The following is a 26,784-nucleotide window of genomic DNA, read 5'->3' on the forward strand; positions in this document are numbered from 1 at the left end:
CAGGCGTTGATTCGCCAACGGTGCCCCCACTTTGCGCCCGGCGTGAAACAACGCCGAGCGGTAGCTCAACCTCAGGCGCGCTCGATCACCATGGCCACGCCCACGCACAGGCTGACCGAGGCCGATGAGAGGATTCGCGCCATGGGCACGACCCCATGCTCCATGCCGATCTCGCGGCTGCCGAGCAACCACACCGCCGCGCCATCGTTAAGCATTGTCGGCGTGGCCATCGCCTCGGCCTGCTATGCCCTGGTCTCCCTGGTGTGCATGCTCCTGCTGCTCAAGCGCATCGGCCACAACGCCGCCGACCTGTCCACCGCCGAGCAGGCGGACGCCGACGAACTGGCCCGGGAACCCCGTGCCACGCCGCTGATCGAGGATCCCGCGACGCTGCCACCGAGTATCGACAAGGACGCCCAGCCCGCCCACTGAGACGCCATCCGCCGCATTCTTCCAGGCCCGCAGCAAGCGGGCCTTTTTGCGTGCGCCGAAAATTTTCGGCCCGGCGTGCCGCTGGCCATTCTTTAGCGCAGCCTCGGACAAATCGCACTATATTGGTGCATCAAACTGCACCTTCATCCATCCGCAGCCCATTTTGGTTCGAAAGTACCCAGCGCAGCCGGCAAAACGCTGAGAAAGAGAACTTTAAACGTCCGTTTCAGGGCTCGAGCGCTTCTTTTCGGAGCCTTGGTTTGGTTTTTGCATTTTCTCGATACCAGCGCCTTATTCGCGCGCGCAATCCTGGGCCGGCCCGGGATTGCCTTGTTTCAAAAGAGGTCAACATTTACCCATGACCATCAGCGATCAACTGCACCGCTTGCTACTCGACAACCTGACCACCGCGACCATCCTGCTCAACGCCGACCTGCGCCTTGAGTACATGAACCCGGCGGCGGAGATGTTGTTGGCCATCAGTGGCCAGCGCAGCCATGGGCAATTCATCAGCGAACTGTTCACCGAATCGGCCGAAGCCCTGAGCTCCCTGCGCCAGGCGGTGGAACAGGCGCATCCGTTCACCAAGCGCGAAGCCATGCTCACCGCGCTGACCGGCCAGACCCTGACCGTGGACTACGCCGTGACGCCGATCCTGAGCAATGGCGACACCCTGCTGTTGCTCGAAGTCCATCCCCGTGACCGCCTGCTGCGGATCACCAAGGAAGAGGCCCAGCTGTCCAAGCAGGAAACCAGCAAGATGCTGGTGCGCGGCCTGGCCCACGAGATCAAGAACCCCCTCGGCGGGATTCGCGGCGCCGCCCAGTTGCTGGCCCGCGAACTGCCGGACGAGAACCTCAAGGACTACACCAACGTCATCATCGAAGAGGCCGACCGCCTGCGCAACCTGGTGGACCGTATGCTCGGCTCCAACAAGCTGCCGTCGCTGGCCATGTGCAACGTGCACGAAGTGCTGGAGCGCGTGAGCAGCCTGGTGGAAGCCGAAAGCCAGGGCTGCATCACCCTGGTGCGCGACTACGACCCGAGCATTCCCGATGTATTGATCGACCGCGAACAGATGATCCAGGCGGTGCTCAACATCGTGCGCAACGCGATGCAGGCCATCAGCAGCCAGAACGAGCTGCGCCTGGGCCGCATCTGCCTGCGTACCCGCACCATGCGCCAGTTCACCATCGGCCACGTGCGCCATCGCCTGGTGACCAAGATCGAGATCATCGACAACGGCCCGGGGATCCCCGCGGAACTCCAGGAAACCATCTTCTTCCCCATGGTCAGCGGCCGTCCGGACGGTACCGGGCTGGGCCTGGCCATTACCCAGAACATCATCAGCCAGCACCAGGGCCTGATCGAGTGTGACAGCCATCCCGGCCACACCACGTTCTCGATCTTTCTGCCACTGGAACAAGGAGCCCCATCGACATGAGCCGTAGTGAAACCGTGTGGATCGTCGATGACGACCGTTCTATCCGTTGGGTTCTGGAGAAAGCCTTGCAACAGGAAGGCATGACCACCCAGAGCTTCGATAGCGCCGATGGTGTGATGAGTCGCCTGGCCCGCCAGCAGCCGGACGTGATCATCTCCGACATCCGCATGCCCGGCGCCAGTGGCCTGGACCTGCTGGCGCGGATCCGCGAGCAACATCCGCGCCTGCCGGTGATCATCATGACCGCGCACTCCGACCTGGACAGCGCTGTCGCTTCCTATCAGGGCGGCGCCTTCGAGTACCTGCCCAAGCCGTTCGATGTCGACGAAGCGGTGTCGCTGGTCAAGCGCGCCAACCAGCATGCCCAGGAACAGCAAGGCCTGGAGGTGATCCCCGCGCTGGCCCGCACTCCGGAGATCATCGGCGAAGCGCCAGCGATGCAGGAGGTGTTCCGCGCCATCGGTCGCCTCAGCCATTCCAACATCACCGTGCTGATCAACGGTGAGTCCGGTACCGGTAAAGAGCTGGTGGCCCACGCCCTGCACCGCCACAGCCCGCGGGCGGCTTCGCCGTTCATCGCGCTGAACATGGCGGCGATCCCCAAGGACCTGATGGAATCCGAGCTGTTCGGCCATGAAAAAGGCGCGTTTACCGGCGCCGCTAACCTGCGGCGTGGGCGCTTCGAGCAGGCCGACGGCGGCACGCTGTTCCTCGACGAGATCGGCGACATGCCGGCCGACACCCAGACCCGCCTGCTGCGGGTGCTGGCCGACGGCGAGTTCTACCGGGTCGGCGGGCATACGCCGGTCAAGGTCGACGTGCGCATCATCGCCGCGACCCACCAGAACCTGGAAACCCTGGTGCACGCCGGCAAGTTCCGCGAAGACCTGTTCCACCGCCTGAACGTGATCCGCATCCATATTCCGCGCCTGTCGGACCGTCGCGAAGACATCCCGACTCTGGCCAAGCACTTCCTCAGCCGCGCCGCCCAGGAGCTGGCCGTCGAGCCCAAGCTGCTGAAAAGCGAGACCGAGGAATACCTGAAGAACCTGCCGTGGCCCGGCAACGTGCGCCAGCTGGAGAACACCTGCCGCTGGATCACCGTGATGGCTTCGGGTCGCGAGGTGCATATCAGCGACCTGCCGCCGGAGCTGCTGAGCCTGCCGCAGGATTCGGCGCCGGTGACCAACTGGGAGCAGGCCCTGCGCCAGTGGGCCGACCAGGCCCTGGCACGCGGCCAGTCGAGCCTGCTGGACAGCGCGGTGCCGAGCTTCGAGCGGATCATGATCGAGACCGCCCTCAAGCACACCGCCGGCCGCCGTCGCGACGCCGCCGTGCTGCTGGGCTGGGGCCGCAACACCCTGACGCGCAAGATCAAGGAGTTGGGGATGAAGGTCGACGGCGGGGATGACGACGACAGCGACGAGGGCTGAGCCGCTGTGAGCCTGTAGCCGCTGCCGCAGGCTGCGATAAGGCCGAAGGCCTTCAGCGATCTTGAGATCCTGCGCGCCCTTCGGTCGCGATCGCAGCCTTCGGCAGCGGCTACAGTGCAAGGTATTCGTGCTGTGCCGAATGACAGGGCCAATCGCGGGCAAGCCTCGCTCCTACAGATTCAGGTCGTTTGCGGCAATTGCGCCCGACACGGCTTCTGTAGGAGCGAGGCTTGCCCGCGATGCTTTTCGTGCACCGCAATGGTGAGCCTGCACTGCCGAAATGCGCGAACAGACCTGGGGTTTCACCACGGGCGACCTCGATATTTCTCGCCAGAACAAATCCACAGAACGACGAAAGCCCCGTAAACCGGGGCTTTCAGCATTTCTTGAAAATTCGCTTAACCGTTTAAGCCAGAATTGGCACGCCCCCTGCAAAGACAAGATCACGAGTGCAGTCACTCACCCGTTTTGGGGACCTTGGTACAGGCAGGCCGAGACTCCCCTTCTTTACACCCGGAACCCCTACCGCTCGCAGCGACGGGTTCCAGCCGGTTTGGGGAACCCTGGTACAGGCAGGCCAGGGATTCTCTCTTTAACCCCGGGCTCATCACGCTCTCAGCGACGAGCCCCACCCGTTTCGGGAACCTTGGTACAGGCAGGCCGGGGATTCCCTCTTTAACACCCGGGCTCATCACGCTCACAGCGACGAGCCCTACCCGTTTCGGGAACCTTGGTACAGGCAGGCCGGGGATTCCCTCTTTACACCGGGCCCAGCGCGATCAGCGCGGCCCTCACGCTTTTGGGAACCTTGGTACAGGCAGGCCGGGGCTTCCCCTCTTTACACCGGGCCCGGCGCAATCAGCGCCCCGCCCTCACGCTTTTGGGGACCTTGGTACAGGCAGGCCGGGAATCCCCTCTTTTATTCCTCGCGCAGCTGGAGCTCCAGGCGCCAGCGCCCGTCGACCTCGCTGCCCGACCACTCGCCGTGCAGCGCCCGCGCGGCGACCACGTTCAGCAGCAACCCTTCCTCAGTCGTCCGCACCCGCCAGTTGGCATCCTTGTCGTTGATCTTCAACTGGCCCTTCTGCGCCCGCCCCTCGGCTTCGAACAGCAGCGCCACCGCCCCGTCGATGTGCTCGCCATGAACCTTGGGCTCGTTGTTGAACCACACCACCAGGGCATTGGGCTGGACCTGCACTTCCTGCAGCTCGGTGGGGTCCGGAGTGGTCAGGCGACCGATCATCAGCCCCACCATCACGCCAAAGATCGCCAGCGAGCCGAACACCCGCAGCATTAGCTTCGGCCTGACGTCCGCTTCAGGCGTAGAATGCGGCCTGTCTTTTTCTTCGGAGCCGTGCATGTTTCACGTCATCCTTTTTCAACCAGAAATTCCGCCGAATACCGGCAACGTAATCAGGCTGTGCGCCAATAGCGGCTGCCACCTGCATTTGATCGAGCCACTGGGTTTCGAAATGGACGACAAGCGCCTGCGCCGGGCCGGCCTCGACTACCACGAATATGCCACCTTGCAGCGCCATGCCGACCTCGCCAGCTGTCTTGAAAGCCTAGGCCATCCGCGCCTGTTCGCCTTCACCACCAAGGGCTCGCGACCGTTCCACGACGCCAGCTTCGCCGAGGGCGACGCCTTCCTGTTCGGCCCGGAAAGCCGCGGCCTGCCCGCCGAAGTGCTGGACGCCCTGCCCGCCGAACAACGCCTGCGCCTGCCCATGCGTGAAGGCTGCCGTAGCCTGAACCTGTCCAACACCGTGGCGGTGGCCGTCTACGAAGCCTGGCGCCAGCTGGGGTTCAAATAAGCCACCCACTTCCGCGCCACTCCCTGTAGCCGCTGCCGCAGGCTGCGATAAGGCCGAAGGCCTTCAGCGTTCTCAAGGCCTTGCGCCTCCTTCGGCGGTGATCGCAGCCTTCGGCAGCGGCTACAGGTTCGGCGCCGGGTATCGACATCAGTCTCGAAACCCTGGGCCCAAACATGAAAAAAGCGCCTGAAACGGCGCTTTTTTCATGGAACCCAGCAGCTTATTGAACAGTGCCTTCACCAGCTGCCTGCAGGCGTTGCAGCTCTTGTGCGTACAGCGCGTCGAAGTTCACCGGAGCCAGCATCAGGGCCGGGAACGAACCGCGGGTCACCAGGCTGTCCAGCGCTTCGCGAGCGTACGGGAACAGGATGTTCGGGCAGAACGCGCCCAGGGTGTGGCTCATCGAAGCGTCGTCCAGGTTCTTGATCAGGAAGATACCGGCCTGTTGCACTTCGGCGATGAACGCTACTTCTTCACCATTCTTCACGGTGACCGACAGGGTCAGCACGACTTCGTGGAAACCTTCTTCCAGCGCCTTCTGACGGGTGTTCAGGTCCAGGCCGACGCTCGGCTCCCACTGCTGGCGGAAGATCGCCGGGCTTTTCGGAGCTTCGAAAGACAGGTCACGCACATAGATACGCTGCAGCGAGAATTGCGGTGCGGATTCGTCTTCGGTCGCAGCGGTGTTCTGTTGGTCAGTCATCTCAGATCCTTCTTGATCTCGGGGTCATGTAGGGTTTGCTGATCTTGGGTGGTCAGTCAGGCCGCGAGCAGTGCGTCGAGCTTGCCGGCGCGCTCCAGGGCGAATAAATCGTCACAACCGCCCACATGGGTGCTGCCGATCCAGATCTGCGGCACGGACGTGCGCCCGGCCTTCTGGGCCATTTCGGCGCGAACCTGCGGCTTGCCGTCGACCTTGATCTCTTCGAAGGCTACGCCTTTGTTCTCGAGCAGGTACTTGGCCCGCGAGCAGTAGGGGCAGTAATCGCTGGAATAGACGACGACGGCGGCCATATCACTTCACCAGCGGCAGGTTGTCGGCTTTCCAGCTGCCAACGCCACCGGACAGCTTGGCGGCGGTGAAGCCGGACTTCATCAGCTCGCGAGCGTGGGTGCCGGCGTGCTGACCCAGGGCGTCGACCAGAATGATGGTCTTGGCCTTGTGCTTTTCCAGCTCGCCCACGCGGGCGGCCAGTTTGTCTTGAGGGATGTTCAACGCGCCGACGATATGGCCCGCGGCGAAGTCCTTGGACGGACGGATATCGATCACCACGCCCTGCTCGCTGTTGACCAGCGCGGTCAGTTCACGGGTGCTGAGGCTGCGGCCACCGCGGCTCAACTCGTGAGCGATCAACAGAGCCAGCAAGATGACGAAGGCGCCGACGAGCAAGTAGTGTTCAGTGGCGAATTGAATCAGGTGAGCAACCATCAAGGAGGTTCCAGGGCGTTAAAATGTCGGCCAGTATACACAGCCCTCCGGGTCGGCCAAACCCCGCCCGGCGGTGACGCCACCGGAACTTCGCTTTAAACTGCCACTCCCTTTTTCCAACATTCTCCCAATCCAGCCACGAGTGGAATCTATGACTACCACGCCTAAACCTTTGGTCCTGATGATTCTGGATGGCTTCGGTCACAGCGAGAGCCACGAATCCAACGCTATCTATGCGGCCAAGAAGCCGGTCCTCGACCGCCTGTACGCCAGCGTGCCGAATGGCCTGATCTCGGGTTCGGGCATGGATGTCGGCCTGCCGGACGGCCAGATGGGCAACTCCGAAGTCGGCCACATGAACCTCGGCGCCGGCCGCGTGGTGTACCAGGATTTCACCCGTGTCACCAAAGCCATCCGCGATGGCGAGTTCTTCGAAAACCCGACCATCTGCGCCGCCGTGGATAAAGCCGTGGCCGCCGACAAGGCCGTGCACATCCTCGGCCTGCTGTCCGACGGTGGCGTGCACAGCCACCAGGACCACCTGGTGGCCATGGCCGAACTGGCCTTCAAGCGCGGCGCCGAGAAGATCTACCTGCACGCCTTCCTCGACGGCCGCGACACCCCGCCGAAAAGCGCCGCCTCGTCGATCGAGCTGCTGGATGAAACCTTCAAGACCCTGGGCAAGGGCCGTATCGCCAGCCTGATCGGCCGCTACTTCGCCATGGACCGCGACAACCGCTGGGACCGCGTGGCCCAGGCCTACAACCTGATCGTCGACGGCAACGGCGAATTCAACGCCGCCACCGCCCAGGAAGGCCTGCAGGCCGCCTACGAGCGTGGCGAGAGCGACGAATTCGTCAAGGCCACCACCCTCGGCGAGCCGGTGAAGGTCGAAGACGGCGACGCCGTGGTGTTCATGAACTTCCGCGCCGACCGCGCCCGCGAGCTGAGCCGGGTGTTCGTCGAAGACGATTTCAAGGAATTCGCCCGCGCCCGCCAGCCGAAACTGGCCGGTTTCGTCATGCTGACCCAATACGCGGCGAGCATTCCGGCCCCTTCGGCCTTTGCCCCGGGCAGCCTGGAAAACGTGCTGGGCGATTACCTGGCGAAAAACGGCAAGACCCAGCTGCGCATCGCCGAAACCGAGAAATACGCCCACGTGACCTTTTTCTTCTCCGGTGGCCGCGAAGAGCCGTTCCCGGGCGAAGAACGCATCCTGATCCCGTCGCCGAAAGTCGCCACCTACGACCTGCAGCCGGAAATGAGTGCGCCGGAAGTCACCGACCGGATCGTCGACGCCATCGAAAACCAGCGCTACGACGTGATCGTGGTCAACTACGCCAACGGCGACATGGTCGGCCACAGCGGCGTGTTCGACGCGGCGGTCAAGGCCGTTGAATGCCTGGACCTGTGCGTCGGCCGGATCGTCGAGGCCCTGGAAAAGGTCGGCGGCGAAGCCCTGATCACCGCCGACCACGGCAACGTCGAGCAGATGTCCGACGCCGCCACCGGCCAGGCCCACACCGCCCACACCAGCGAGCCGGTGCCGTTCATCTATGTTGGCAAGCGCAACCTGAAAGTCCGCGAAGGCGGAGTCCTGGCTGACGTGGCGCCGACCATGCTCAAGTTGCTGGGCCTGCCGCAGCCTGCGGAAATGACTGGCACTTCGATACTGGTCTGATATCAAACAGTCCGAATAATGGGCCGGAAACGGCTTTTTATGACGAACGCCTCAAAGCAGTTGGCTTTGAGGCGTTTTTTTTGCAGCGAGGGGCGGGCATACTAGGCCGTCCCTTTCCCTGGTGTCGCCCGCCTCTATGCTTCGCGCCCTGATTACCCTAGCTCTGATCTGCCTGCTCCAACCGGCCTTCGCCGACGAGCGCGCGCAAACCCAACAGCAGTTGGACGCCACGCGTCAGGACATTGCCGAGCTGAAAAAGCTGCTGGGCAAGCTGCAGGAAGAAAAGTCCGGCGTGCAGAAAGACCTGCGCGGCACCGAAACCGAGATGGGCAAGCTGGAAAAGCAGGTCGATGCCCTGCAGAAAGAGCTGAAGAAAAGCGAATCCGAGCTGCAGCGTCTCGATGAGGAGAAAAAAAAACTCCAGAGCGCGCGCATTGAACAGCAACGACTGATCGCCATCCAGGCCCGCGCGGCCTACCAGAACGGCCGTCAGGAGTACCTCAAGCTGCTGCTCAACCAGCAGAACCCGGAAAAATTCGCCCGCACCCTGACCTATTACGACTACCTGAGCCAGGCCCGCCTGGAGCAGCTGAAGAATTTCAACGAGACCCTGCGCCAGCTGGCCAATGTCGAAAAGGAAATCTCCCTGCAGCAAGCCCAGCTGCTGGTGCAGAAAAGCAGCCTCGACACCCAGCGCGAAGAGCTCGACAAGGTCCGCAAGGAACGCCAGGTGGCCCTGGCCAAGCTCAATGACGACGTGAAGGCCCGTGGCGACAAGCTCAAGGCCCGCGAACAGGACCAGGCCGACCTGGGCAAGGTGCTGAAAACCATCGAGGAAACCCTGGCCCGCCAGGCCCGCGAGGCAGAGCAAGCGCGACAGAAAGCGCTGATCGCCCAGCAGGAAGCCGAAAAAAAGCGTTTGCGTGAGGCCCAGGCCAGTGCCGACGACAGCCCGCGCAAGCCGCCCCGAGCGGCGCCCGGCCCCTTGGTTTCCAGCGCAGGCGCCTCCTATGGAGGCCCTTTTGCTTCATCCCGGGGAAAACTTCCATGGCCGGTTGATGGTCGACTGCTGGCGCGCTTCGGCGAAAGCCGTGGCGACGATGCCCGGACCAAGTGGGACGGGGTGATGATCAGCGCCTCGGCCGGCAGCCAGGTGCATGCCGTCCACGGCGGCCGCGTCGTGTTCGCCGACTGGTTGCGCGGCGCCGGCCTGCTGGTGATCCTCGACCATGGCAACGGCTACTTGAGCCTCTACGGACACAACCAGACGCTGCTTAAAGAAGCAGGCGATGTGGTCAAGGCCGGCGAGTCCATCTCCACTGTGGGTAGCAGTGGCGGCCAGGGCGCGCCTGCACTGTACTTCGCTATTCGCCAGCAGGGTCGCCCAAGCGACCCGGCACAATGGTGCCGCGCGCAAGGATAAGCGCGCCATCTCATTCAGGAGTTCGTTCGACATGCTGCATTTGTCCCGCCTCACCTCGCTGGCCCTGACGATCGCTCTGGTGATCGGTGCGCCCCTGGCGTTTGCCGCCGAAACCGCTCAATCGACAGCCGCCACGACCACCAAGGCGCCATTGCCGCTCGAAGAGCTGCGCACCTTCGCCGAGGTCATGGACCGGATCAAGGCCGCCTATGTCGAACCCGTCGACGACAAGACCCTGCTGGAAAACGCCATCAAGGGCATGCTCAGCAACCTCGACCCGCATTCGGCCTACCTGGGCCCTGAAGACTTCGCCGAGCTGCAGGAAAGCACCAGCGGCGAGTTCGGCGGCCTGGGCATCGAAGTCGGCGCCGAGGACGGCATCATCAAGGTGGTGTCGCCGATCGACGACACCCCGGCGTCCAAGGCCGGCATCCAGGCCGGCGACCTGATCGTCAAGATCAACGGCCAGCCGACCCGCGGCCAGAGCATGACCGAAGCCGTGGACAAGATGCGCGGCAAGATCGGCCAGAAGATCACCCTGACCCTGGTCCGCGACGGCGGCGCGCCGTTCGACGTGACCCTGGCCCGCGCCACCATCCAGGTGAAGAGCGTGAAGAGCCAGCTGCTGGAGTCGGGCTACGGCTACATCCGCATCACCCAGTTCCAGGTCAAGACCGGCGAGGAAGTGTCCAAGGCCCTGGCCAAGCTGCGCAAGGACAACGGCAAGAAGCTCAACGGCATCATCCTCGACCTGCGCAACAACCCGGGCGGCGTGCTGCAATCGGCGGTGGAAGTGGTCGACCACTTCATCACCAAGGGCCTGATCGTCTACACCAAGGGCCGCATCGCCAACTCCGAGCTGCGCTTCTCCGCCACTGGCAAGGACGAAAGCGAAGCGGTACCGATGGTGGTGCTGATCAACGGTGGCAGCGCCTCGGCTTCGGAGATCGTCGCTGGCGCCCTGCAGGACCAGAAACGCGCGGTGCTGATGGGCACCACCAGCTTCGGCAAGGGCTCGGTGCAAACCGTGCTGCCGCTGAACAACGACCGTGCGCTGAAGATCACCACCGCGCTGTACTTCACCCCGAACGGCCGCTCGATCCAGGCCCAGGGCATCGTGCCGGACATCGAGGTGCGCCGCGCCAAGATCACCAACGAGGCGCAGGACAACGAGTACTTCAAGGAAGCCGACCTGCAAGGTCACCTGGGCAATGGCAACGGCGGCGCCGACAAGCCGACCGCTTCCGGCAGCAAGCCCAAGCCGATGCCGCAGGACGACGACTACCAGCTGGCCCAGGCCCTCAGCCTGCTCAAGGGCTTGAGCATCACCCGCAGCAAGTGATGGAACCCATCGCGAGCAAGCCCTCCGCCTCCTCTGTAGGAGCGAAGCTTGCTCGCGATGGCGTCATCATGATCGCCACACCCCGCCAAGGCCCTACCCGAACCCTATGCTGCAAATCCCCATGACCCACCAACGCCAACCCCACCCACGGTTGTCGTGGAGGCTCATGATCGGACTTCTGTGCCTTCTCGCCTTCACCTCGACCCAGGCCGCCGAGCCCGCTGCGCGCAAGGCCTACCTGAGCCTGATCATCGACGATCTCGGGCAGAACCTGCCCCGCGATCGCCGCGTACTCGCCCTGCCCGGCCCGGTGACCACGGCGATCATGCCCGACACGCCCCACGCCGCCGAGTTCGCCCGCGAAGCCCATCGCGCCGGTAAGATCGTCATCCTGCACATGCCCATGGACCCGGCCACCGGCCCCTTCGCCTGGCACCCCGATCTGCCCATCGAAGAGCTGGAAAGACGCCTCAATGCCGCCTTCAAGGCCGTGCCCTACACCAGTGGCATCAACAACCACATGGGCAGCCGCATGACCTCCCAGCCCCAGGCCATGGCCTGGCTGATGGCCGAACTGCAGCGGCGCCACAAGTTCTTTGTCGACAGCCGCACCAGCGCCAAGACCGTGGCTGCCGCCGAAGCACAGAAAATCGGCCTGGCCAGCGTATCCCGCGATGTGTTCCTCGACGACGAACGCACCGAAGACGCCATCAGCCACCAGTTGCAGACCGCGATAAACCTGGCGCGCAAGCAGGGTTCGGCGGTGATGATCGGCCATCCCTACCCGCAGACCCTGGCCGTGCTCGAACGCGAACTGCCCAGGCTCAAGGCCCAGGGCATCGACTGGATCGATATCGAGTTGATGATCAGCGTGCGCAGCAACAGGGCGATGGTTGGGCACGGCAAGGATGGGGTTTACCGCTGAAACAGCTGCAAGTGGCAAGCTGCAAGCCTCAAGCGACTTGCAGCTCCAAGCTTGCAGCTTGCGGCTGCCCTTCTACAGGTAGCGCCCCATGATCTCTTCCACCACGCCTTCCTCGCGCAGTTGGTCCAGCGCGGCCTGCAGCCGGGCGACGGTCTCGTCCGGCACTTCTTTGTTCAGCGCCAGGTACAGCTGGGCGCTGTGGAAGCGCAGCACGGTCTTGAGCCCGGTCACGCCTTCCTGCCTGGCCAGGTAACGCCCGGCGGGGTCGCCGGTGGCCCATAGATCGATCTGGCCGCCGACCAGCTTCCTGGCGTTGTCCTGGTCCTTCAGCACTACCTGCGGCTTGAGCCCTTGCTTGGCCAGGGTCTCGGCGATGGCGTCGCCCTTGTAGGCGCCGATCCGGTATTTGCGCGCCTGCTCCAGGGATTGCAGGGCGATCTTGCTGTCGTCCCGGGCCAGCAGGATCCAGTCATCCGGGCCGATGGGGCCGACCCATTTGAACAGCGGCTCCCGGTCCGGCAGCCGCGCCGTGACAAACACGCCATACCCCGGCTGCTCCAGGGCGAGCTTGTAGATGCGCTCCCAGGGAAAGCGCAGGGTCAGGCTGTAGTTGATCCCGGCGCGCTTGAACATTTCGCGGACGATATCCACGGCGATGCCGTTGATATTCTCGCCCTGGGCGAAGTTCTTGCCGTTCCTGGCCATGTTGTAGGGGGGGAAGTTTTCCGTCAGCAGCACCAGGGAGGTGTCCGGCGTTTGCGCTGCGCGAGCGCTTGCGGCGAAGAGAACCGAAGCGCTGGCAAGAACAAGAAGAAGACGTTTGAACATGACGGGCTACCGGAATCCATGGCGTGCTCCAGAGTGCCGCGAGCCCGCCATGCTGTCCAGTGGCTATCTTACGACGATACCGCGGTGTGCCATGTAGGCCTTGGCCTCGGGCACGGTGTACTCGCCGAAGTGGAAGATGCTCGCCGCCAGCACCGCGCTGGCGTGGCCTTCGAGGATGCCGTCGGCCAAGTGTTGCAGGTTGCCGACACCGCCCGAGGCGATCACCGGAATGCCCAGGGCGTCGCTGATGGCGCGGGTTACACCCAGGTCGAAGCCGTTCTTCATGCCGTCCTGGTCCATGCTCGTCAGCAGGATTTCGCCGGCGCCCAGGCCTTCCATCTTCTTCGCCCACTCCACCGCGTCCAGCCCGGTAGGCTTGCGCCCGCCGTGGGTGAAGATCTCCCAGCGCGGGGTTTCGCCCGGCCCGGACACCTTCTTAGCATCGATGGCGACGACGATGCACTGCGAGCCGAAATGCTGCGCCGCTTCGCCGACGAACTCGGGGTTGAACACCGCCGCGGTGTTGATCGAGACCTTGTCCGCACCGGCGTTGAGCAGGTTGCGGATGTCCTGCACGGTACGCACGCCACCGCCGACGGTCAGCGGGATGAACACTTGGCTGGCCATGCGTTCGACGGTATGCAGCGTGGTGTCACGGCCATCGACGCTGGCAGTGATGTCGAGAAAGGTAATCTCGTCCGCGCCCTGCTCATCGTAGCGACGGGCGATTTCCACCGGGTCGCCGGCGTCACGGATGTTCTCGAACTTGACGCCCTTGACCACCCGGCCGTTGTCGACATCGAGGCAGGGAATTATGCGTTTGGCTAAAGCCATGGTTAATCCTCGAGTTGCAAGCTTCAAGCTTCAAGCTGCAAGAAAGAGCGGATCGCGTTCACGCTCTTAACTTGCAGCTTGCAGCTTACGACTTGGAGCTGGCCGCGTAGCCATCACAAAAGGCCTGAGCCTCAGCCACATCCAGAGTGCCCTCATAAATCGCGCGGCCAGTGATGGCGCCGATGATCCCCGGCGCCTTGGCGTCCAGCAGGGCCTTGATGTCGCCCAGGTTGTGGATACCGCCGGAAGCGATCACCGGGATTTTGGTGGCAGCGGCCAGGGCAGCGGTGAAGGGTACGTTGCAGCCCTGCATCATGCCGTCTTTGGCGATGTCGGTATAAACGATGGCGGACACGCCGTCGGCTTCGAAGCGCTTGGCCAGGTCGATGACCTGCACGCTGCTGACCTCGGCCCAGCCGTCGGTGGCGACGAAGCCGTCCTTGGCGTCCAGGCCGACGATCACCTTGCCCGGGAAGGCGCGGCAGGCTTCGGCGACGAACTCCGGCTCCTTCACCGCCTTGGTGCCGATGATCACGTAGCTCACGCCGGCCTTGACGTAGTGCTCGATGGTTTCCAGCGAGCGGATGCCGCCACCGATCTGGATCGGCAGGTTCGGGTAGCGCTTGGCGATGGCGGTGACCACTTCACCGTTGACCGGCTGGCCTTCGAAGGCGCCGTTCAGGTCGACCAGATGCAGACGGCGGCAGCCGCCCTCCACCCACTTGGCAGCCATGCTCACCGGGTCATCGGAGAACACCGTGGAATCTTCCATGCGGCCCTGGCGCAGACGTACACAGGCACCGTCTTTAAGATCGATAGCGGGGATAATCAGCATGCTTTTTCCTTCGTAAAAAGAGCTGCAAGCTGCAAGCCACAAGCTGCCAGCATGCGTGTGTATGTTTCTCTCTTACAGCTTGAAGCTCGAAGCTTTCAGCTGCTTTTCTCGAGCGCCCACAGGTCGCTTTCGATGCTTTCGAACCGCTCTTTGAGCTGGGTCTGCACATCGAAAATCGCCCTGTTGTAATAGTGCGGAGCAATTTCGCGGGTAAACAGTTCAAGAATCTCGGCTGCCTCGAACGAGCCCAGGTCGAGCTCGAAGCGATCTTCCATGAAGCGCTGGATCTTGTGATTGGCCTCACTCTCCTGCTCGGGGGTGAGGGTCAGGATCGGCGCTTTAGCCTTCTTGACCGCCATTTACCAGCGACCGTCCCACGCTGCGAAGTTCTGCAGCAATTGCAGGCCATGGGTATGGCTTTTCTCCGGGTGGAACTGCACGGCGAAACGCGAACCTTCGGCCAGCGCCGCGGCGAAATCAACGCCGTAGTGACCGCTACCGACCACCTGCCGCGCGTTGCCGGCGGCGATGTAGTAGCTGTGCACAAAGTAGAAGCGCGCCAGGTCCGGGATGTTGTGCCACAGCGGGTGGCTCACCGCCTGTTTCACTTCGTTCCAGCCCATGTGCGGGACTTTCAGGTGTTCGCCGTCTTCATGCAGGTCTTTGCCGAAGAACTTCACCTGGCCGGGGAACAGGCCGATGCAGTCGACGCCGTCGTTCTCTTCGCTGTGGTCGAGCAAGGCTTGCATGCCCACGCAGATGCCGAGGAACGGACGGTCCTGGCTGACTTCACGTACCAGCGCGTCGAAGCCCAGGCGACGGATCTCCGCCATGCAGTCGCGAATCGCGCCGACGCCGGGAAATACCACCCGGTCGGCTTCGCGAATCACATTGGCATCGCTGGTGATCAGCACCTTGCCGGCGCCGACGTGCTCGAGGGCCTTGGCCACCGAGTGCAGGTTGCCCATGCCGTAATCGATAACCGCGACCGTCTGCATTACAGCACGCCCTTGGTCGAAGGCATCTGCCCGGCCATGCGGTCATCCAGCTCCACGGCCATGCGCAGCGCGCGGCCGAAAGCCTTGAACACGGTTTCGATCTGGTGGTGGGTGTTGTGCCCACGCAGGTTGTCGATGTGCAGGGTGACGTTGGCGTGGTTGACGAAGCCCTGGAAGAATTCCTGGAACAGGTCGACATCGAAGCCGCCCACGGTGGCGCGGGTATAAGGCACATGCATCTGCAGGCCAGGACGGCCGGAGAAGTCGATCACCACGCGCGACAGCGCTTCATCGAGCGGCACGTAGGCGTGGCCGTAGCGACGGATGCCCTTCTTGTCGCCGATGGCTTTGGTGAAGGCCTGACCCAGGGTGATACCGACGTCTTCCACAGTGTGGTGGTCGTCGATATGCAGGTCGCCTTTGCTTTCGATATCCAGGTCGATCAGCCCGTGACGGGCGATCTGGTCCAGCATGTGCTCAAGGAAGGGAACCCCGATATCGAATCGGGCCTTTCCGGTGCCATCCAGGTTGATCGAGGCTTTGATCTGGGTTTCCAGAGTGTCGCGCTCGACGGACGCCTTACGTTCGGCCATCACCAGCTCCGCAAAATCATTGGGCGAAAAAGGCGATCATTATAGGCCGGACGGCGGCTAAACAGGAACACGCAGGACAAGATCCTGACGGGCGCAACCCAATAAAGCCGGGGTTGTACCTGTCATGACAAGCAATATGCAACCTGTAGCCACTGCCACAGGCTGCGATCGGCCGGAATGGCCGTGGCGATCCTGAAATCGCTGAAGGTCCTGCGGACCTTATCGCAGCCTTCGGCAGCGGCTACATCCTTGCCAGCGAAGCCTTAGTGGAACAACACCGCGGTCTTCTGCAGGGTGACCCACACGCCCCACGCCAGCGGAATGCCCACCACCAGCCAGGCGGCGACCGCCAGCGGCACGCTGCCGGACGAGGCTTTCCATTCCAGCACGGTGCTGCTGTCCGCGCCCTTGTCATGGCCCAGCGCCTGTTCGGCGGCCAGCTCGGCGTCGGTCATGAAGTACTTGTCGGCCACCGGACGCACCAGCAGGTTGCACAGGAAACCCAGCACCAGCAGGCCGGCGAGGATGTACAGGGTGATGTCGTAGGCCGCGGCGCGCTCGACACCGATGCTCAACTGATACTCACGCAGGTAGTTCACCAGCACCGGGCCAAGCACGCCTGCCGCCGCCCAGGCGGTGAGCAGACGACCGTGGATCGCGCCCACCATCTGGGTGCCGAACAGGTCCGCCAGGTAGGCCGGAACCGTGGCGAAACCGCCGCCGTACATCGACAGGATGATGCAGAACGCCGCCACGAACAGCGCGACGTTGCCCAGATGCCCCAGGTTCGGGATCAGCGCATACAGGGCAAAGCCCAAGGCGAAGAACACGAAGTAAGTGTTCTTGCGGCCCAGGTAGTCTGAGAACGAGGCCCAGAAGAAACGACCACCGATATTGAACAGGCTCAGCAGGCCGGTGAAGCCGGCGGCGATCGCCGCGATCGCCGCCAGCTGCGAAGCATCCAGCTGACCGAAGGCCAGCTCGTTGCCCAGCAGCTTGCCGGCGAAGACTTCCTGCAACAGCGGCGAAGCCATGCCGAGGATGCCGATACCGGCGGAAACGTTCAGGCACAGCACCAGCCATACCAGGCGGAACTGCGGGGTTTTCCAGGCCACGTTCACATGCACGTGACGGTGGGTGATCATCGCGTTCGCGGCTTTTTTCGCCGGCGGAGTCCAGCCCTCGGGCTTCCAGCCGGTCGGCGGCACGCGGTACGACAGCGCGCCACCGATCATGAACACGAAGTAGATCGCCGCCATCACCAGGAAGCTCTGCCAGACGCCAACACCGGTTGGCGAAGCGAAGTGACTCATCAGTGCCGCCGCCAGCGGCGCACCGACCATCGCGCCACCGCCGAAGCCCATGATCGCCATGCCGGTGGCCATGCCGCGCTTGTCCGGGAACCACTTGATCAGGGTCGACACCGGCGAGATGTAGCCCAGGCCCAGGCCGATACCGCCGATCACGCCGGAGCCGAGCCACATCAGCCAGATCTGGTGGGTATAGATACCCAGCGCCGAAATCAGCAGGCCGCCGCACCAGCACAGCGCCGACACCACACCGGCCTTGCGCGGGCCGGCGTGTTCCAGCCAGCCGCCCCAGACCGCCGCGGAGCAGCCGAGGAAGATGAAGAACAGGGTGTAGATCCAGCCGAGCATCGAGATCGGCCAGTCACACTGGGACGAAAAGACCTGAGCGATAAAGCTCATGTCCGGGGCGCAGGCCAGCGGAGCGGTAACGCCCAGGGCCTTGGACAGCGGCAACCAGAACACCGAGAAGCCGTAGGCCATGCCGATGCACAGGTGGATGGCCAGAGCGGCCGGTGGAACCAGCCAACGGTTGAAACCGGGCTTGGCGATGATGCGTTCTTTGGACAAGAACGCCGGCTGGGCGGCAATGACGCCCGCCTCGGTGCTAGTGCTCATGAGTGTTTCCCCCAATTATTGGAATTATTCGCCGGCCACTCTCCACCCACGACCTTTGCACGCAGACGTGGCCGTTTTATCGAGTGAAGCTCCATAGAGTGCGACTTTTGGTCGCAGAAGGGCAGATGAACTGCGAGAGATTACCATTTGCTCGTGACAGAAAAAGCAAACTGCCATCACCTTTTCCGCATCATCTGCTCCGCAACACGGCAATAACGCTTCTGTAGGAGCCAGGCTTGCCGGCGATGGGCGTTATGCGGTGTGTCAGGCAGAACGCTTCGCGGGCAAGCCTCGCGCCTATAGAAGCCTGCACGATGCCTGCCCCTCGCCAGCCCGCGCGCTGCTGTCGATAATGGCCAGCCATTCCTTCGCTCTGCACAGGATCCCCCATGCCCATCGTTGTCGAGTCGCTGAAACAAGCCAGCTATCAGGATCAGCAGGACCTGCAGAAGATCTACCGCGATGCCCCGCCCTGGCTGTTCGCGCCGCAGCGCGATGACCAGGAGCTGATCGAAACCGCCCTGGGCGACGGCAGCCTGATCGCCGGGCGCTTCAACGACCGCCTGCTGGGCGCCGCCCGCCTGCAACGGCACCCAGGCGTCTGGCACCTGTCCCAGTTGTGCGTGCGCAAGATCACCCGGCGTCGCGGCGTGGCTGAGCGACTGGTGAGCGAAGCACAGAAAATGGCCGCCCGGCATGACGCCACCTTGCACCTGCTGGCACCCACCGGGCACCTCGAAGCCCAGGCGCTGGCGGCCAAGCTGCAGATACCGCTGGATGTGCTGCAAAGCGATCAGTGACCAGTGGCCAGGCCCGGGGCGTTATACTCCCTGGCTAAATTCGAATTCGACACTACAAGGACTCGCCCATGAAAGCGTTCGGCAAAATCCTGGGTCTGGTACTTCTCGGGCTGTTGCTGATCATCGTGGCTCTCGGCTTCGCCCTGACTCACCTGTTTGATCCCAACGACTACAAAGAAGAAATTCGCCAGATAGCCCGCGACAAGGCCCACATCGAGCTGACGCTCAATGGCAATATCGGCTGGAGCCTGTTCCCCTGGCTCGGCCTCGAACTGCATGAAGCCGGCGTCGCCACCCTGGCCAACCCGACCCAGCCGTTCGCCGACCTGCAAATGCTCGGCCTGTCGGTCCGCGTGCTGCCGCTGCTGCGCCGCGAAGTGCAGATGAGCGATGTGCGCGTCGAAGGCCTGAACCTGCGCCTGACCCGCAACAAGGACGGGCACGGCAACTGGGAAGACATCGGCAAGGTCGCCCCCGCCGACAAGCAGGCTGCAACCCCGGCCACCAGCACCGGCGAAACCACTGCCGCGACCCCGGCCAGCCCGGAAAAACCGGCGCAGCCGATCCGCCTGGATATCGATAGCCTGACCGTGAACAACGCCCGGGTGGAATACAACGACGAACAGAGCGGCAAGCAGTTCACCGCCGAAAGCATCCAGCTGAGCACCGGCCCGATCCACGAAGCGACCAATACCCCGGTCAAGCTCACCGCCTTCCTCGCCAGCACCCAGCCGGCCGTGCGCGTACGCACCGAGTTGAAGGGCGAGCTGCGCTTCGACCGCGTGCTCAAGCGCTATCAGTTCGAAGACATGAAGCTGTCCGGCGAAGCTGCCGGCGATCCGCTGCAAGGCAAGACCCTGACCTTCGCCGCCCAGGGCCAGCTGCTGCTGGACCAGGCCGCCAACGTTGCCGAATGGAACAGCCTGAAGCTCTCGCTCAACCAGCTGCGCGCCATCGGCGAGCTCAAGGTCCACGACCTGGACAAGACCCCGCAGCTCAACGGCGGTATCTCCATCGCCCAGTTCGACCTGGCCAAGTTCGTCGACAGCATCGGCCAGACCCTGCCGGCCATGGCCGAAGGCAGCCTGAGCAAGGTCGAGCTGGTCAGCCGCCTGTCCGCCACGCCGAACAGCATCGCCCTGGAAAACATCAACCTGAAACTCGACGACAGCAGCTTCAGCGGCCGCCTGGCGGTCGAAGACCTGGCCAAGCAATCGCTGCGCGCCCAGCTCAAGGCCGACACCTTCAACGTCGACCGCTACCTGCCGCCGAAGTCCGCCGAAGCCAACAGCGCCGCGGTGGCGCGCAAGGCCGAAGTGCAGAGCAGCGAAGCCAGCGCCGTCGCCGGGGCCGGCAACTCGCCGCTGCCGGACGCGCCGACCAAGGGCGCCTGGAGCACCGAGCGCCTGCTGCCGGTGGAGCGCCTGAGCAAGCTGGATGTGGACGCCGACCTGAGCTTCGGCCAACTGACCCTGGACAAGCTGCCGATCCAGAACGCCACGCTCAAGGCCAACGGCCAGGGCGGCCTGCTGAAACTCGAAGGCCTGCGCGGCGAGCTGTACAACGGCAGCTTCGAGGCCAGCGGCAACCTCGACGTACGTCAGCCGACACCACAGCTGAGCCTGCAGACCAGGATCAACCGGGTACCGGTGGAGCGCATCCTGGAAAGCCAGGGGCAGAACCCGCCGGTCAAGGGCCTGGTGACCCTCGACAGCAACCTGACCAGCAGCGGCAACAGCCAGAAGGCGCTGGTCGACAGCCTCAACGGCAACGCCAGCTTCGTCGTCAACAACGGCGTGCTGCTCAATGCCAACCTCGAACAGCAGGTGTGCCAGGGCATCGCCACGCTGAACCGCAAGGCCCTGAGCAGCGAACCGCGGGGCAAGGACACACCCTTCCAGGAACTCAAGGGCAGCCTGACCCTGCGTAACGGCGTGGCCAGCAACCCGGACCTGAAGGTGCGCATCCCGGGCATGAGCGTCAAAGGCAACGGCGACATCGACCTGCGCGTACTGGGCATGGATTACCGCGTCGGCATCATCGTCGAAGGCGACAAGAGCGACATGCCGGACCCGGCCTGCCAGGTCGGCGAACGTTTTGTCGGCATCGAACTGCCGCTGCGCTGCCGTGGCCCGCTGGAACTGGGCGCCAAGGCCTGCCGCCTGGACCGCGACGGCCTGGGCCAGGTCGCGGCCAAGCTGGCCGGCGATCGCCTCAGCGAAAAACTCGATGAAAAACTCGGCGACAAGGTCAGCCCGGAACTGAAAAACGCACTCAAAGGGCTGTTCAAACGATGAGGGCCGAGCAGTTCGCACCGGCGGTACTGGACTGGTACGACCGCCATGGCCGCCACGACCTGCCCTGGCAGCAGGAGATCAACCCGTACCGGGTATGGGTCTCGGAAATCATGTTGCAGCAGACCCAGGTCAGCACCGTGCTCAACTACTTCGACCGCTTCATGGCCTCGCTGCCGACGGTCCAGGCCCTGGCCGCCGCGCCGGAAGACGAAGTGCTGCACCTGTGGACCGGCCTGGGCTACTACACCCGCGCGCGCAACCTGCAAAAGACCGCGAAGATCGTGGTCGCCGAGTACGGCGGCGAGTTTCCCCGCGACGTGGAAAAACTCACCGAGCTGCCGGGCATCGGCCTATCCACCGCTGGCGCCATCGCCAGCATCAGCATGGGCCTGCGCGCGCCAATCCTCGACGGCAACGTCAAGCGGGTGCTGGCGCGCTTTACCGCGCAGGAGGGCTACCCGGGCGAACCCAAGGTGGCCAGGCAGCTGTGGGCCGCGGCCGAGCGTTTCACCCCGCAGACCCGGGTGAACCACTACACCCAGGCGATGATGGACCTGGGCGCCACCCTCTGCACCCGAAGCAAACCCAGCTGCCTGCTGTGCCCCCTGGAAAGAGGCTGCGAAGCGCACATGCTGGGCCTGGAAACCCGCTACCCGATCCCCAAGCCGCGCAAGGAAGTGCCACAGAAACGCACGCTGATGCCGATGCTGGCCAACCATGAAGGTGCCATTTTGCTGTACCGCCGGCCCTCCAGCGGCCTGTGGGGCGGTTTGTGGAGCCTGCCCGAGCTGGACGACCTGGCGGACCTGGAACACCTGGCTTCGCAGCACTCGCTGGAGCTGGGCAAGCAACAGGCAATGGCCGGGCTGGTGCACACCTTCAGTCACTTCCAGCTGGCCATCGAGCCCTGGCTGGTGCAGGTCCAGGCATCCGCCCATCACGTGGCCGAGGCCGACTGGCTCTGGTATAACCTCGCCACCCCGCCGCGCCTGGGCCTTGCCGCCCCGGTGAAAAAACTGCTCAAACGCGCGGCCGACGTATTGAACGCAGGAGAGTTGCAATGACCCGCACCGTGATGTGCCGCAAGTACAAAGAAGAGCTGCCAGGCCTGGAGCGCCCTCCGTATCCGGGCGCCAAGGGCCAGGAGATCTTCGAGCACGTGTCCGCCAAGGCCTGGGCCGACTGGCAGAAACACCAGACCCTGCTGATCAACGAAAAACGCCTGAACATGATGAACGCCGAAGACCGCAAATACCTGCAGGGCGAGATGGACAAGTTCTTCTCCGGCGAGGAATACGCCAAGGCCGACGGCCACGTGCCGCCGTCCGAGTAATTGCCTGCAAATCGGGGTGGGAACGTAAGCGGCGGTAATAATTAAACTTTTTTTCAAAACTTGCTTGACGCCCCCCCGAAAAACCCGTTTAATGCGCCCCGTTGCCCAGATAGCTCAGTCGGTAGAGCAGGGGATTGAAAATCCCCGTGTCGGCGGTTCGATTCCGTCTCTGGGCACCACTAATACCGAAACCCCTGAATCACAAGATTCAGGGGTTTTTTATTGCCTGCGATTAACTGGCACTTGTCTCAACCCCTCCTCCTCGTTCAATAACCTTCATTCCAATGCAGGTTGAGGTCGCGAACGCCCGCCACTTTCATATCCACCGTGTTGCGCTCGGTATGCCCGCCACGGGTGGCGATAACCTGGTACTTGCCGGCCGGCAGTTGCACAAAGACGATCGGGCCGACCTGATTCAGGGTCAGCACCGATTGCCCTTGCGGGCTCTGGATCGCCAGGTCGACATCGGAGGTGTATTTGTTTTCCGGGCCGACGGAAAAGGTCATGTGCAGGTTGTACCCCTTGGTCTGCAAGAGCGCGCGCGACTCGTCCAGGCCGATACCGCCGGCCAGATAGGTAATGCCGTTCTGCTGTTGAGGCTCCAGCTGCACGCCCGCCGGGTCGATGGGTTCGTTGCTGGGGGTGGCGGACTGTACGCTGAACGGCGCGAGGGACAGGAACGCCGCGAGAACGCCTGTTACGACACACGAAAAAAAGGATTTCATGATGAGCACTCCCGGTTCGTCTCGAACCACTGAATGGGATGCCACCGCCAAGAGTCCGGCCCCAGCGCGGTAGCGTCCGGGTCTCCCCTTTCCTCTCGAATGGCTCAGCCTCGTTTCAGCAAGCGATGCTCGAATGAAAAGCCCGTCAGGCGGCTTGCCCGCAGGCCTTGTTAGTCAGTGTACGCCCCGATTTAGGGCTGTTTAGATCGATTCGGTGTGAGGCTTTTAACCAAAAGTACCTAGCAGCGATTCCGATTCCGCCGGTTGCCAGGGCGCGGACAAGGCGGTTATTAATGCTTGCACCCAAAAAGAGCCGACACGCCTTTTCGCCCGCAAAGGAATAGCGCCGATGACCGTGCAATCCCCGCCTTCGTCCCTGCACCCGGCCAGCACCGCCAGCAGCCCCGGCACGGCCTTCCGTGAACCCGCCGCCGACGGTTTCATCCTGGGCGGCTTCACCTGGCGCCATGCCGAACCGGACCCGGCACGCCCGGTAGTGATCATCAATGCCGCCACTTCCGTGCGCTGCCGGCACTACTCGCGGTTCGCCGATTACCTGTTCAGCCATGGCTTCGACGTCATCACCTATGACTACCGAGGCATCGGCGAGTCGCGGCCGGCCTCGATGCGCAAGTTGAAGGCATCCTGGTCGGACTGGGGCAGCCTGGACTTCGAAGCCATGCTGCAACGCGCACAGCGGGAATTCCCCGGCCAGCCCATCGATGTGGTCGGACACAGCTTCGGCGGTTGCGCGGCGGGGCTGGGGGCGTCCGGGCAGTTGATCCGCCGCGTGGTGACCGTGGGCGCGCAGTTCGCCTACTGGCGCGATTACGCCCCGGAAAGCCGCTGGCGCATGCTGGGCAAATGGCATGTCGTGATGCCGCTGCTGACGGCGATTTATGGCTATTTTCCCGGCAAGCGCCTGGGCTGGCTGGAGGACACCCCCGCCGGCGTGGTGCGCGACTGGGCCACGCCCACCGCACACTATCAACGCCGGCCCAGCGGGCGCCATCTGGCGCGCCGGGACCCGGCGCTGCCCTTCGCCCGGGTCAAGGCGCAGCTGCTGGCCATCAGCATCAGCGACGACCCTTACGGCACCGTGCCGGCCATCGAGCGCCTGCTGGACTATTTCACGGCCAGCCAACGCCGCCATTGGCGCATCGAGCCCCGGGACATCGGTGAGCAGGAAGTCGGGCACTTCGCGTTTTTCCGCAGCCATTACCAGGACCGCCTGTGGCCGATCGCCCTGGCCTGGCTGCAACACGCGGCGTTGCCCATGGATGCGCCGGGACGCCTGATCAGCGGTAGCCGTTGAGCGTGCCAGGCGGCGCATTTACTGGCATCCTCTGCCGCCTCAAAGCCAGGCCGGACGCAGTATCGATGCCCGGCCCTCCTATTTGCGCAAAAGGTACGACGCCCATGGCATCTGCGAACAAGCAACACAAAAGAGCCCAGCGGGCGAAAACCAAGGCCAAGCAGAACCGCACCCAGCGCAACGCCGCCCCGGTGGAGCTGGACCCGAACGACGACCGCATCGACTTTGAATCGGTGGACCTGACCGAACTGTTCAAGAAGATGATCGACGCCGAGAAGACCAGCCAGCAGGCGATGTGCGCGGCGTTCCTGGAAGACCCGCTGCTGGAGATCGTCTACGAGCAGGAAGGCGAGGAAGGCGCCATGGACTTCATCCTTGCCGCCCTGATCGAGTACCGCCAGTGGTCCACCGAAACCGACGAAGCCGGCGCCCTGGCCTGGATCGAAAGCCCGGAATTCCAGGCCGCTTACCTGGCCGCCTCGGAAGCGCTGATGCAGAAATAAGGCTCAACACCATCTGTAGCCGCTGCATGACCCTCACTGCTGCGTCGAATGTTCAATCGTCATCGCGGGCAAGCCTCGCTCCTACAGATGGAGGTGATCCGTAGGAGCGAGGCTTGCCCGCGAAAGCGTCGGTACAGACCATAAAAAAGGCCGCTGTCATCGCTGACAGCGGCCTTTTTGCTTAGCGGGAAAGACTCAGGCGCGGCTCAATACACCAGCCGCCTGCTTCTCCAGCTTGCGCCGACGCGCCACCAGCAGGCCCGCCGCGATCACGATGATGCTCAGCAGGCCGGTGGCGATGATTTCCATGCGGTGCCCTTCCTGGAACAGCATGATGGTCAGCACCCCGACGATGAACACAATCACCGCGTAGGTCAGGCCCGGGAACAGCCACATGCGGTAGGCGATCTTCTCGCCGGCCGCGGTGCGCTTCTGGCGCATGCGCAGTTGCGATACCGCGATCACCAGGTACACCAGCAAGGCGATGGCGCCGGAGCTGGCCAGCAGGAAATTGAACACCGCGGCTGGCGCTACATAGTTGGCGAATACCGCGAGGAAAGCCGCGGCGGTAGACAGGATCACCGCCCAGTAAGGCGTGCCACTGCTGTTGGTACGCTTGGAAGCGGCCGGGGCGTCGCCACGCTTGCCCAGGGAGAACAGCATGCGCGAGGCGGTGTAGAGCGCCGAGTTCAGGCAGCTGGTCACCGCCACCAGCACCACCAGGTCGACGATCAGCTTGGCGTTGGGGATGCCCATGCGGTCGAGCACGGTCTGGTAGGAACCGACCTGGGCCAGGCTCGGGTCGTTCCACGGCACCAGCGACACGACGATAAAGATCGACACCAGGTAGAACAGGCCGATCCGCCAGATCACCGAGTTGGTGGCCTTGCTGATCTGCTGGCCCGGGTTCTTCGATTCGGCGGCGGCGATGGTGACGATCTCGGTGCCCATGAACGAGAACATGGTGGTCAGCATGGCGGCGAGTACCGCGCCCATGCCGTTGGGGAGGAAGCCCTGGGTATCGAACAGGTGCGAGACGCCACTGACATTGCTGGTCGGCAGCAGGCCGAAGATCGCCAACAGGCCGAGCACCACGAAGCCGATGATCGCCACGACCTTGATCAGGGCGAACCAGAACTCGAACTCACCGTAGTTCTTCACGCTGAACAGGTTGGTCGCGGTCAGCAGCAAAGTGATCACCAGGGTGAACGCCCAGATCGCGATGTCGGGGAACCAGGCATGCAGGATGGTCGCGGCGGCGTTGGCCTCCAGCGGAATCACCAACACCCAGAACCACCAGTACAGCCAGCCGATGGTGAAACCGGCCCAGTGGCCGATGGCACGGTCGGCATAAGTCGAGAAGGAACCCGTGTCCGGCGAGGCGACGGCCATTTCGGCCAGCATGCGCATCACCAGCACCACCAGGGTGCCCGCGGCCGCATAGGCCAGCAGCACGGCAGGGCCGGCTTCGGCGATGGCGTGGCCGGAACCGACGAACAGCCCGGCGCCGATTACCCCGGCGATCGACAGCATGGTCACATGCCGCGGTTTGAGCCCCTGTTCGAGGTCATTGGAGGTCTGCGTACTGCTCATTGAAACTACCTTTGCGAAGAAAGCGAAAGCGTCCACCCGGTCTGGCTTTTCCTTTCACACAGGCAGTCGTAAAAAGAATCCAACAGGGCGTTCTTTATTTCTTACGCAAGATTTGCGCCAAAATGTTACAGGCTCCCAGCCGGCGCGGCCTGCGAAGGCGACCGGCGGATGAGCGTAAGTCCTTGAGATTAATGGCCTTGCGCCAGAACGTTACCGCACCACCCATTTGTAGAACGAACCAGTGCACCAGAAACACACACAAAAAGTGTGCGACGCACAAAT

General features: G+C 63.3%; 26 protein-coding genes, 1 tRNA gene and 1 pseudogene. 15 read left to right on the plus strand and 13 right to left on the minus strand.

Going from position 1 to position 26,784, the window contains the following annotated elements; all coding sequences use genetic code 11:
• Positions 1-210 precede the first annotated feature (210 nt).
• From J4D28_RS17995 to ntrC, 3 genes and pseudogenes are all read left to right on the plus strand, one after another.
• Positions 211-432 (plus strand): annotated as a pseudogene (locus J4D28_RS17995) (MFS transporter); the annotation flags it as partial.
• 358 nt (positions 433-790) lie between these two features.
• Entirely contained in the window at positions 791-1,876 is a 1,086-nt protein-coding gene (gene glnL / locus J4D28_RS18000) for a nitrogen regulation protein NR(II) (RefSeq protein WP_009046535.1), read from the plus strand.
• Entirely contained in the window at positions 1,873-3,309 is a 1,437-nt protein-coding gene (gene ntrC, locus J4D28_RS18005; protein WP_007929941.1) for a nitrogen regulation protein NR(I), read from the plus strand. Before glnL ends, ntrC begins: the two co-directional genes overlap by 4 nt.
• A gap of 919 nt (positions 3,310-4,228) precedes the next feature.
• On the opposite strand, the gene J4D28_RS18010 is transcribed toward ntrC, so the two are convergent.
• Positions 4,229-4,669 (minus strand): hypothetical protein, encoded by a 441-nt coding sequence (locus J4D28_RS18010; RefSeq protein WP_016702609.1) that lies wholly within the window; start codon positions 4,667-4,669, stop codon positions 4,229-4,231.
• Between J4D28_RS18010 and trmL the strand changes: the two genes are divergently transcribed.
• Complete coding sequence (gene trmL / locus J4D28_RS18015) at positions 4,668-5,123, plus strand: tRNA (uridine(34)/cytosine(34)/5-carboxymethylaminomethyluridine(34)-2'-O)-methyltransferase TrmL (protein ID WP_007930832.1); 456 nt, start codon at positions 4,668-4,670, stop codon at positions 5,121-5,123. The two genes, J4D28_RS18010 and trmL, sit on opposite strands and share 2 nt — an antisense overlap.
• A gap of 220 nt (positions 5,124-5,343) precedes the next feature.
• Here the strand turns inward: trmL and secB are convergent, their stop codons facing one another.
• From secB to J4D28_RS18030, 3 genes are read right to left on the minus strand one after another with little or no spacing between them, the layout of a single operon-like run.
• A complete protein-coding gene (gene secB, locus J4D28_RS18020; protein ID WP_009046533.1) occupies positions 5,344-5,826 on the minus strand; it encodes a protein-export chaperone SecB in 483 nt (160 codons plus the stop codon).
• A gap of 56 nt (positions 5,827-5,882) precedes the next feature.
• The gene (grxC, locus tag J4D28_RS18025; protein WP_007930824.1) at positions 5,883-6,137 is read right to left on the minus strand and encodes a glutaredoxin 3; all 255 of its coding nucleotides are present in this window, start codon (positions 6,135-6,137) and stop codon (positions 5,883-5,885) included.
• Position 6,138: 1 nt separating this feature from the next.
• The gene (locus J4D28_RS18030; RefSeq protein WP_009046532.1) at positions 6,139-6,552 is read right to left on the minus strand and encodes a rhodanese-like domain-containing protein; all 414 of its coding nucleotides are present in this window, start codon (positions 6,550-6,552) and stop codon (positions 6,139-6,141) included.
• Positions 6,553-6,703: 151 nt separating this feature from the next.
• On the opposite strand from J4D28_RS18030, the gene gpmI reads away from it, so the two are divergent.
• From gpmI to J4D28_RS18050, 4 genes are all read left to right on the plus strand, one after another.
• Complete coding sequence (gpmI, locus tag J4D28_RS18035; RefSeq protein ID WP_103331340.1) at positions 6,704-8,233, plus strand: 2,3-bisphosphoglycerate-independent phosphoglycerate mutase; 1,530 nt, start codon at positions 6,704-6,706, stop codon at positions 8,231-8,233.
• 136 nt (positions 8,234-8,369) lie between these two features.
• Positions 8,370-9,656, plus strand: coding sequence for a murein hydrolase activator EnvC (locus J4D28_RS18040; protein ID WP_041985460.1), 1,287 nt, complete (start codon positions 8,370-8,372; stop codon positions 9,654-9,656).
• Positions 9,657-9,687: 31 nt separating this feature from the next.
• Positions 9,688-10,998, plus strand: coding sequence for a S41 family peptidase (locus J4D28_RS18045; protein ID WP_009046529.1), 1,311 nt, complete (start codon positions 9,688-9,690; stop codon positions 10,996-10,998).
• Positions 10,999-11,164: 166 nt separating this feature from the next.
• Positions 11,165-11,923 carry a divergent polysaccharide deacetylase family protein gene (locus tag J4D28_RS18050; RefSeq protein ID WP_103331339.1) on the plus strand — a complete coding sequence of 253 codons (759 nt, stop codon included), beginning with the start codon at positions 11,165-11,167 and terminating at the stop codon, positions 11,921-11,923.
• Between the two features lie 72 nt (positions 11,924-11,995).
• Here J4D28_RS18050 and J4D28_RS18055 read toward each other — a convergent pair whose 3' ends face one another.
• The 7 genes from J4D28_RS18055 to J4D28_RS18085 form a co-directional block, all read right to left on the minus strand.
• On the minus strand, positions 11,996-12,751 hold the full coding sequence (locus J4D28_RS18055) for an ABC transporter substrate-binding protein (RefSeq protein WP_009046527.1): 756 nt from the start codon (positions 12,749-12,751) through the stop codon (positions 11,996-11,998).
• A 63-nt stretch (positions 12,752-12,814) separates the two neighbouring features.
• Positions 12,815-13,585 (minus strand): imidazole glycerol phosphate synthase subunit HisF, encoded by a 771-nt coding sequence (hisF, locus tag J4D28_RS18060; RefSeq protein ID WP_007921812.1) that lies wholly within the window; start codon positions 13,583-13,585, stop codon positions 12,815-12,817.
• Positions 13,586-13,670: 85 nt separating this feature from the next.
• Positions 13,671-14,420: a 1-(5-phosphoribosyl)-5-[(5-phosphoribosylamino)methylideneamino]imidazole-4-carboxamide isomerase gene (hisA, locus tag J4D28_RS18065; protein WP_009046525.1), complete on the minus strand. Its 750-nt coding sequence runs from the start codon at positions 14,418-14,420 to the stop codon at positions 13,671-13,673.
• 95 nt (positions 14,421-14,515) lie between these two features.
• Complete coding sequence (locus J4D28_RS18070; RefSeq protein WP_009046524.1) at positions 14,516-14,779, minus strand: DUF2164 domain-containing protein; 264 nt, start codon at positions 14,777-14,779, stop codon at positions 14,516-14,518.
• A complete protein-coding gene (gene hisH / locus J4D28_RS18075) occupies positions 14,780-15,418 on the minus strand; it encodes an imidazole glycerol phosphate synthase subunit HisH (protein ID WP_009046523.1) in 639 nt (212 codons plus the stop codon).
• A complete protein-coding gene (hisB, locus tag J4D28_RS18080; protein WP_007921806.1) occupies positions 15,418-16,011 on the minus strand; it encodes an imidazoleglycerol-phosphate dehydratase HisB in 594 nt (197 codons plus the stop codon). Before hisB ends, hisH begins: the two co-directional genes overlap by 1 nt.
• 263 nt (positions 16,012-16,274) lie before the next feature.
• Positions 16,275-17,936, minus strand: a complete 1,662-nt coding sequence (locus J4D28_RS18085) for an OFA family MFS transporter (RefSeq protein WP_009046522.1) — start codon at positions 17,934-17,936, stop codon at positions 16,275-16,277.
• Positions 17,937-18,325: 389 nt separating this feature from the next.
• On the opposite strand from J4D28_RS18085, the gene J4D28_RS18090 reads away from it, so the two are divergent.
• The 5 genes from J4D28_RS18090 to J4D28_RS18110 all read left to right on the plus strand — a co-directional run bounded on the left by J4D28_RS18090 (position 18,326) and on the right by J4D28_RS18110 (position 22,545).
• On the plus strand, positions 18,326-18,736 hold the full coding sequence (locus J4D28_RS18090; protein WP_009046521.1) for an acetyl-CoA sensor PanZ family protein: 411 nt from the start codon (positions 18,326-18,328) through the stop codon (positions 18,734-18,736).
• Between the two features lie 68 nt (positions 18,737-18,804).
• Entirely contained in the window at positions 18,805-21,033 is a 2,229-nt protein-coding gene (locus J4D28_RS18095) for an AsmA family protein (protein ID WP_103331338.1), read from the plus strand.
• The gene (mutY, locus tag J4D28_RS18100; RefSeq protein WP_023970061.1) at positions 21,030-22,097 is read left to right on the plus strand and encodes an A/G-specific adenine glycosylase; all 1,068 of its coding nucleotides are present in this window, start codon (positions 21,030-21,032) and stop codon (positions 22,095-22,097) included. The genes J4D28_RS18095 and mutY overlap by 4 nt, the downstream gene beginning before the upstream one ends.
• Entirely contained in the window at positions 22,094-22,366 is a 273-nt protein-coding gene (locus J4D28_RS18105; protein ID WP_103331337.1) for an oxidative damage protection protein, read from the plus strand. The genes mutY and J4D28_RS18105 overlap by 4 nt, the downstream gene beginning before the upstream one ends.
• A 103-nt stretch (positions 22,367-22,469) precedes the next feature.
• A tRNA-Phe gene (locus J4D28_RS18110) sits at positions 22,470-22,545 on the plus strand.
• Positions 22,546-22,632: 87 nt separating this feature from the next.
• Here J4D28_RS18110 and J4D28_RS18115 read toward each other — a convergent pair.
• Positions 22,633-23,091 (minus strand): hypothetical protein, encoded by a 459-nt coding sequence (locus J4D28_RS18115; RefSeq protein WP_103331336.1) that lies wholly within the window; start codon positions 23,089-23,091, stop codon positions 22,633-22,635.
• A gap of 349 nt (positions 23,092-23,440) precedes the next feature.
• Here J4D28_RS18115 and J4D28_RS18120 point away from each other — a divergent pair, with 349 nt between their 5' ends.
• Both J4D28_RS18120 and J4D28_RS18125 read left to right on the plus strand, forming a co-directional pair.
• Positions 23,441-24,406 (plus strand): alpha/beta fold hydrolase, encoded by a 966-nt coding sequence (locus J4D28_RS18120; RefSeq protein WP_103331335.1) that lies wholly within the window; start codon positions 23,441-23,443, stop codon positions 24,404-24,406.
• A gap of 104 nt (positions 24,407-24,510) precedes the next feature.
• Positions 24,511-24,909: a hypothetical protein gene (locus J4D28_RS18125; RefSeq protein WP_009046516.1), complete on the plus strand. Its 399-nt coding sequence runs from the start codon at positions 24,511-24,513 to the stop codon at positions 24,907-24,909.
• Between the two features lie 195 nt (positions 24,910-25,104).
• Here the strand turns inward: J4D28_RS18125 and gabP are convergent, their stop codons facing one another.
• Positions 25,105-26,502: a GABA permease gene (gene gabP, locus J4D28_RS18130; RefSeq protein WP_009046515.1), complete on the minus strand. Its 1,398-nt coding sequence runs from the start codon at positions 26,500-26,502 to the stop codon at positions 25,105-25,107.
• Between the last annotated feature and the right edge of the window lie 282 nt (positions 26,503-26,784).

The sequence above is a fragment of the Pseudomonas sp. GW531-T4 genome (assembly GCF_017349615.1).
In the GTDB taxonomy this organism is placed as follows: domain Bacteria; phylum Pseudomonadota; class Gammaproteobacteria; order Pseudomonadales; family Pseudomonadaceae; genus Aquipseudomonas; species Aquipseudomonas chlororaphis_I.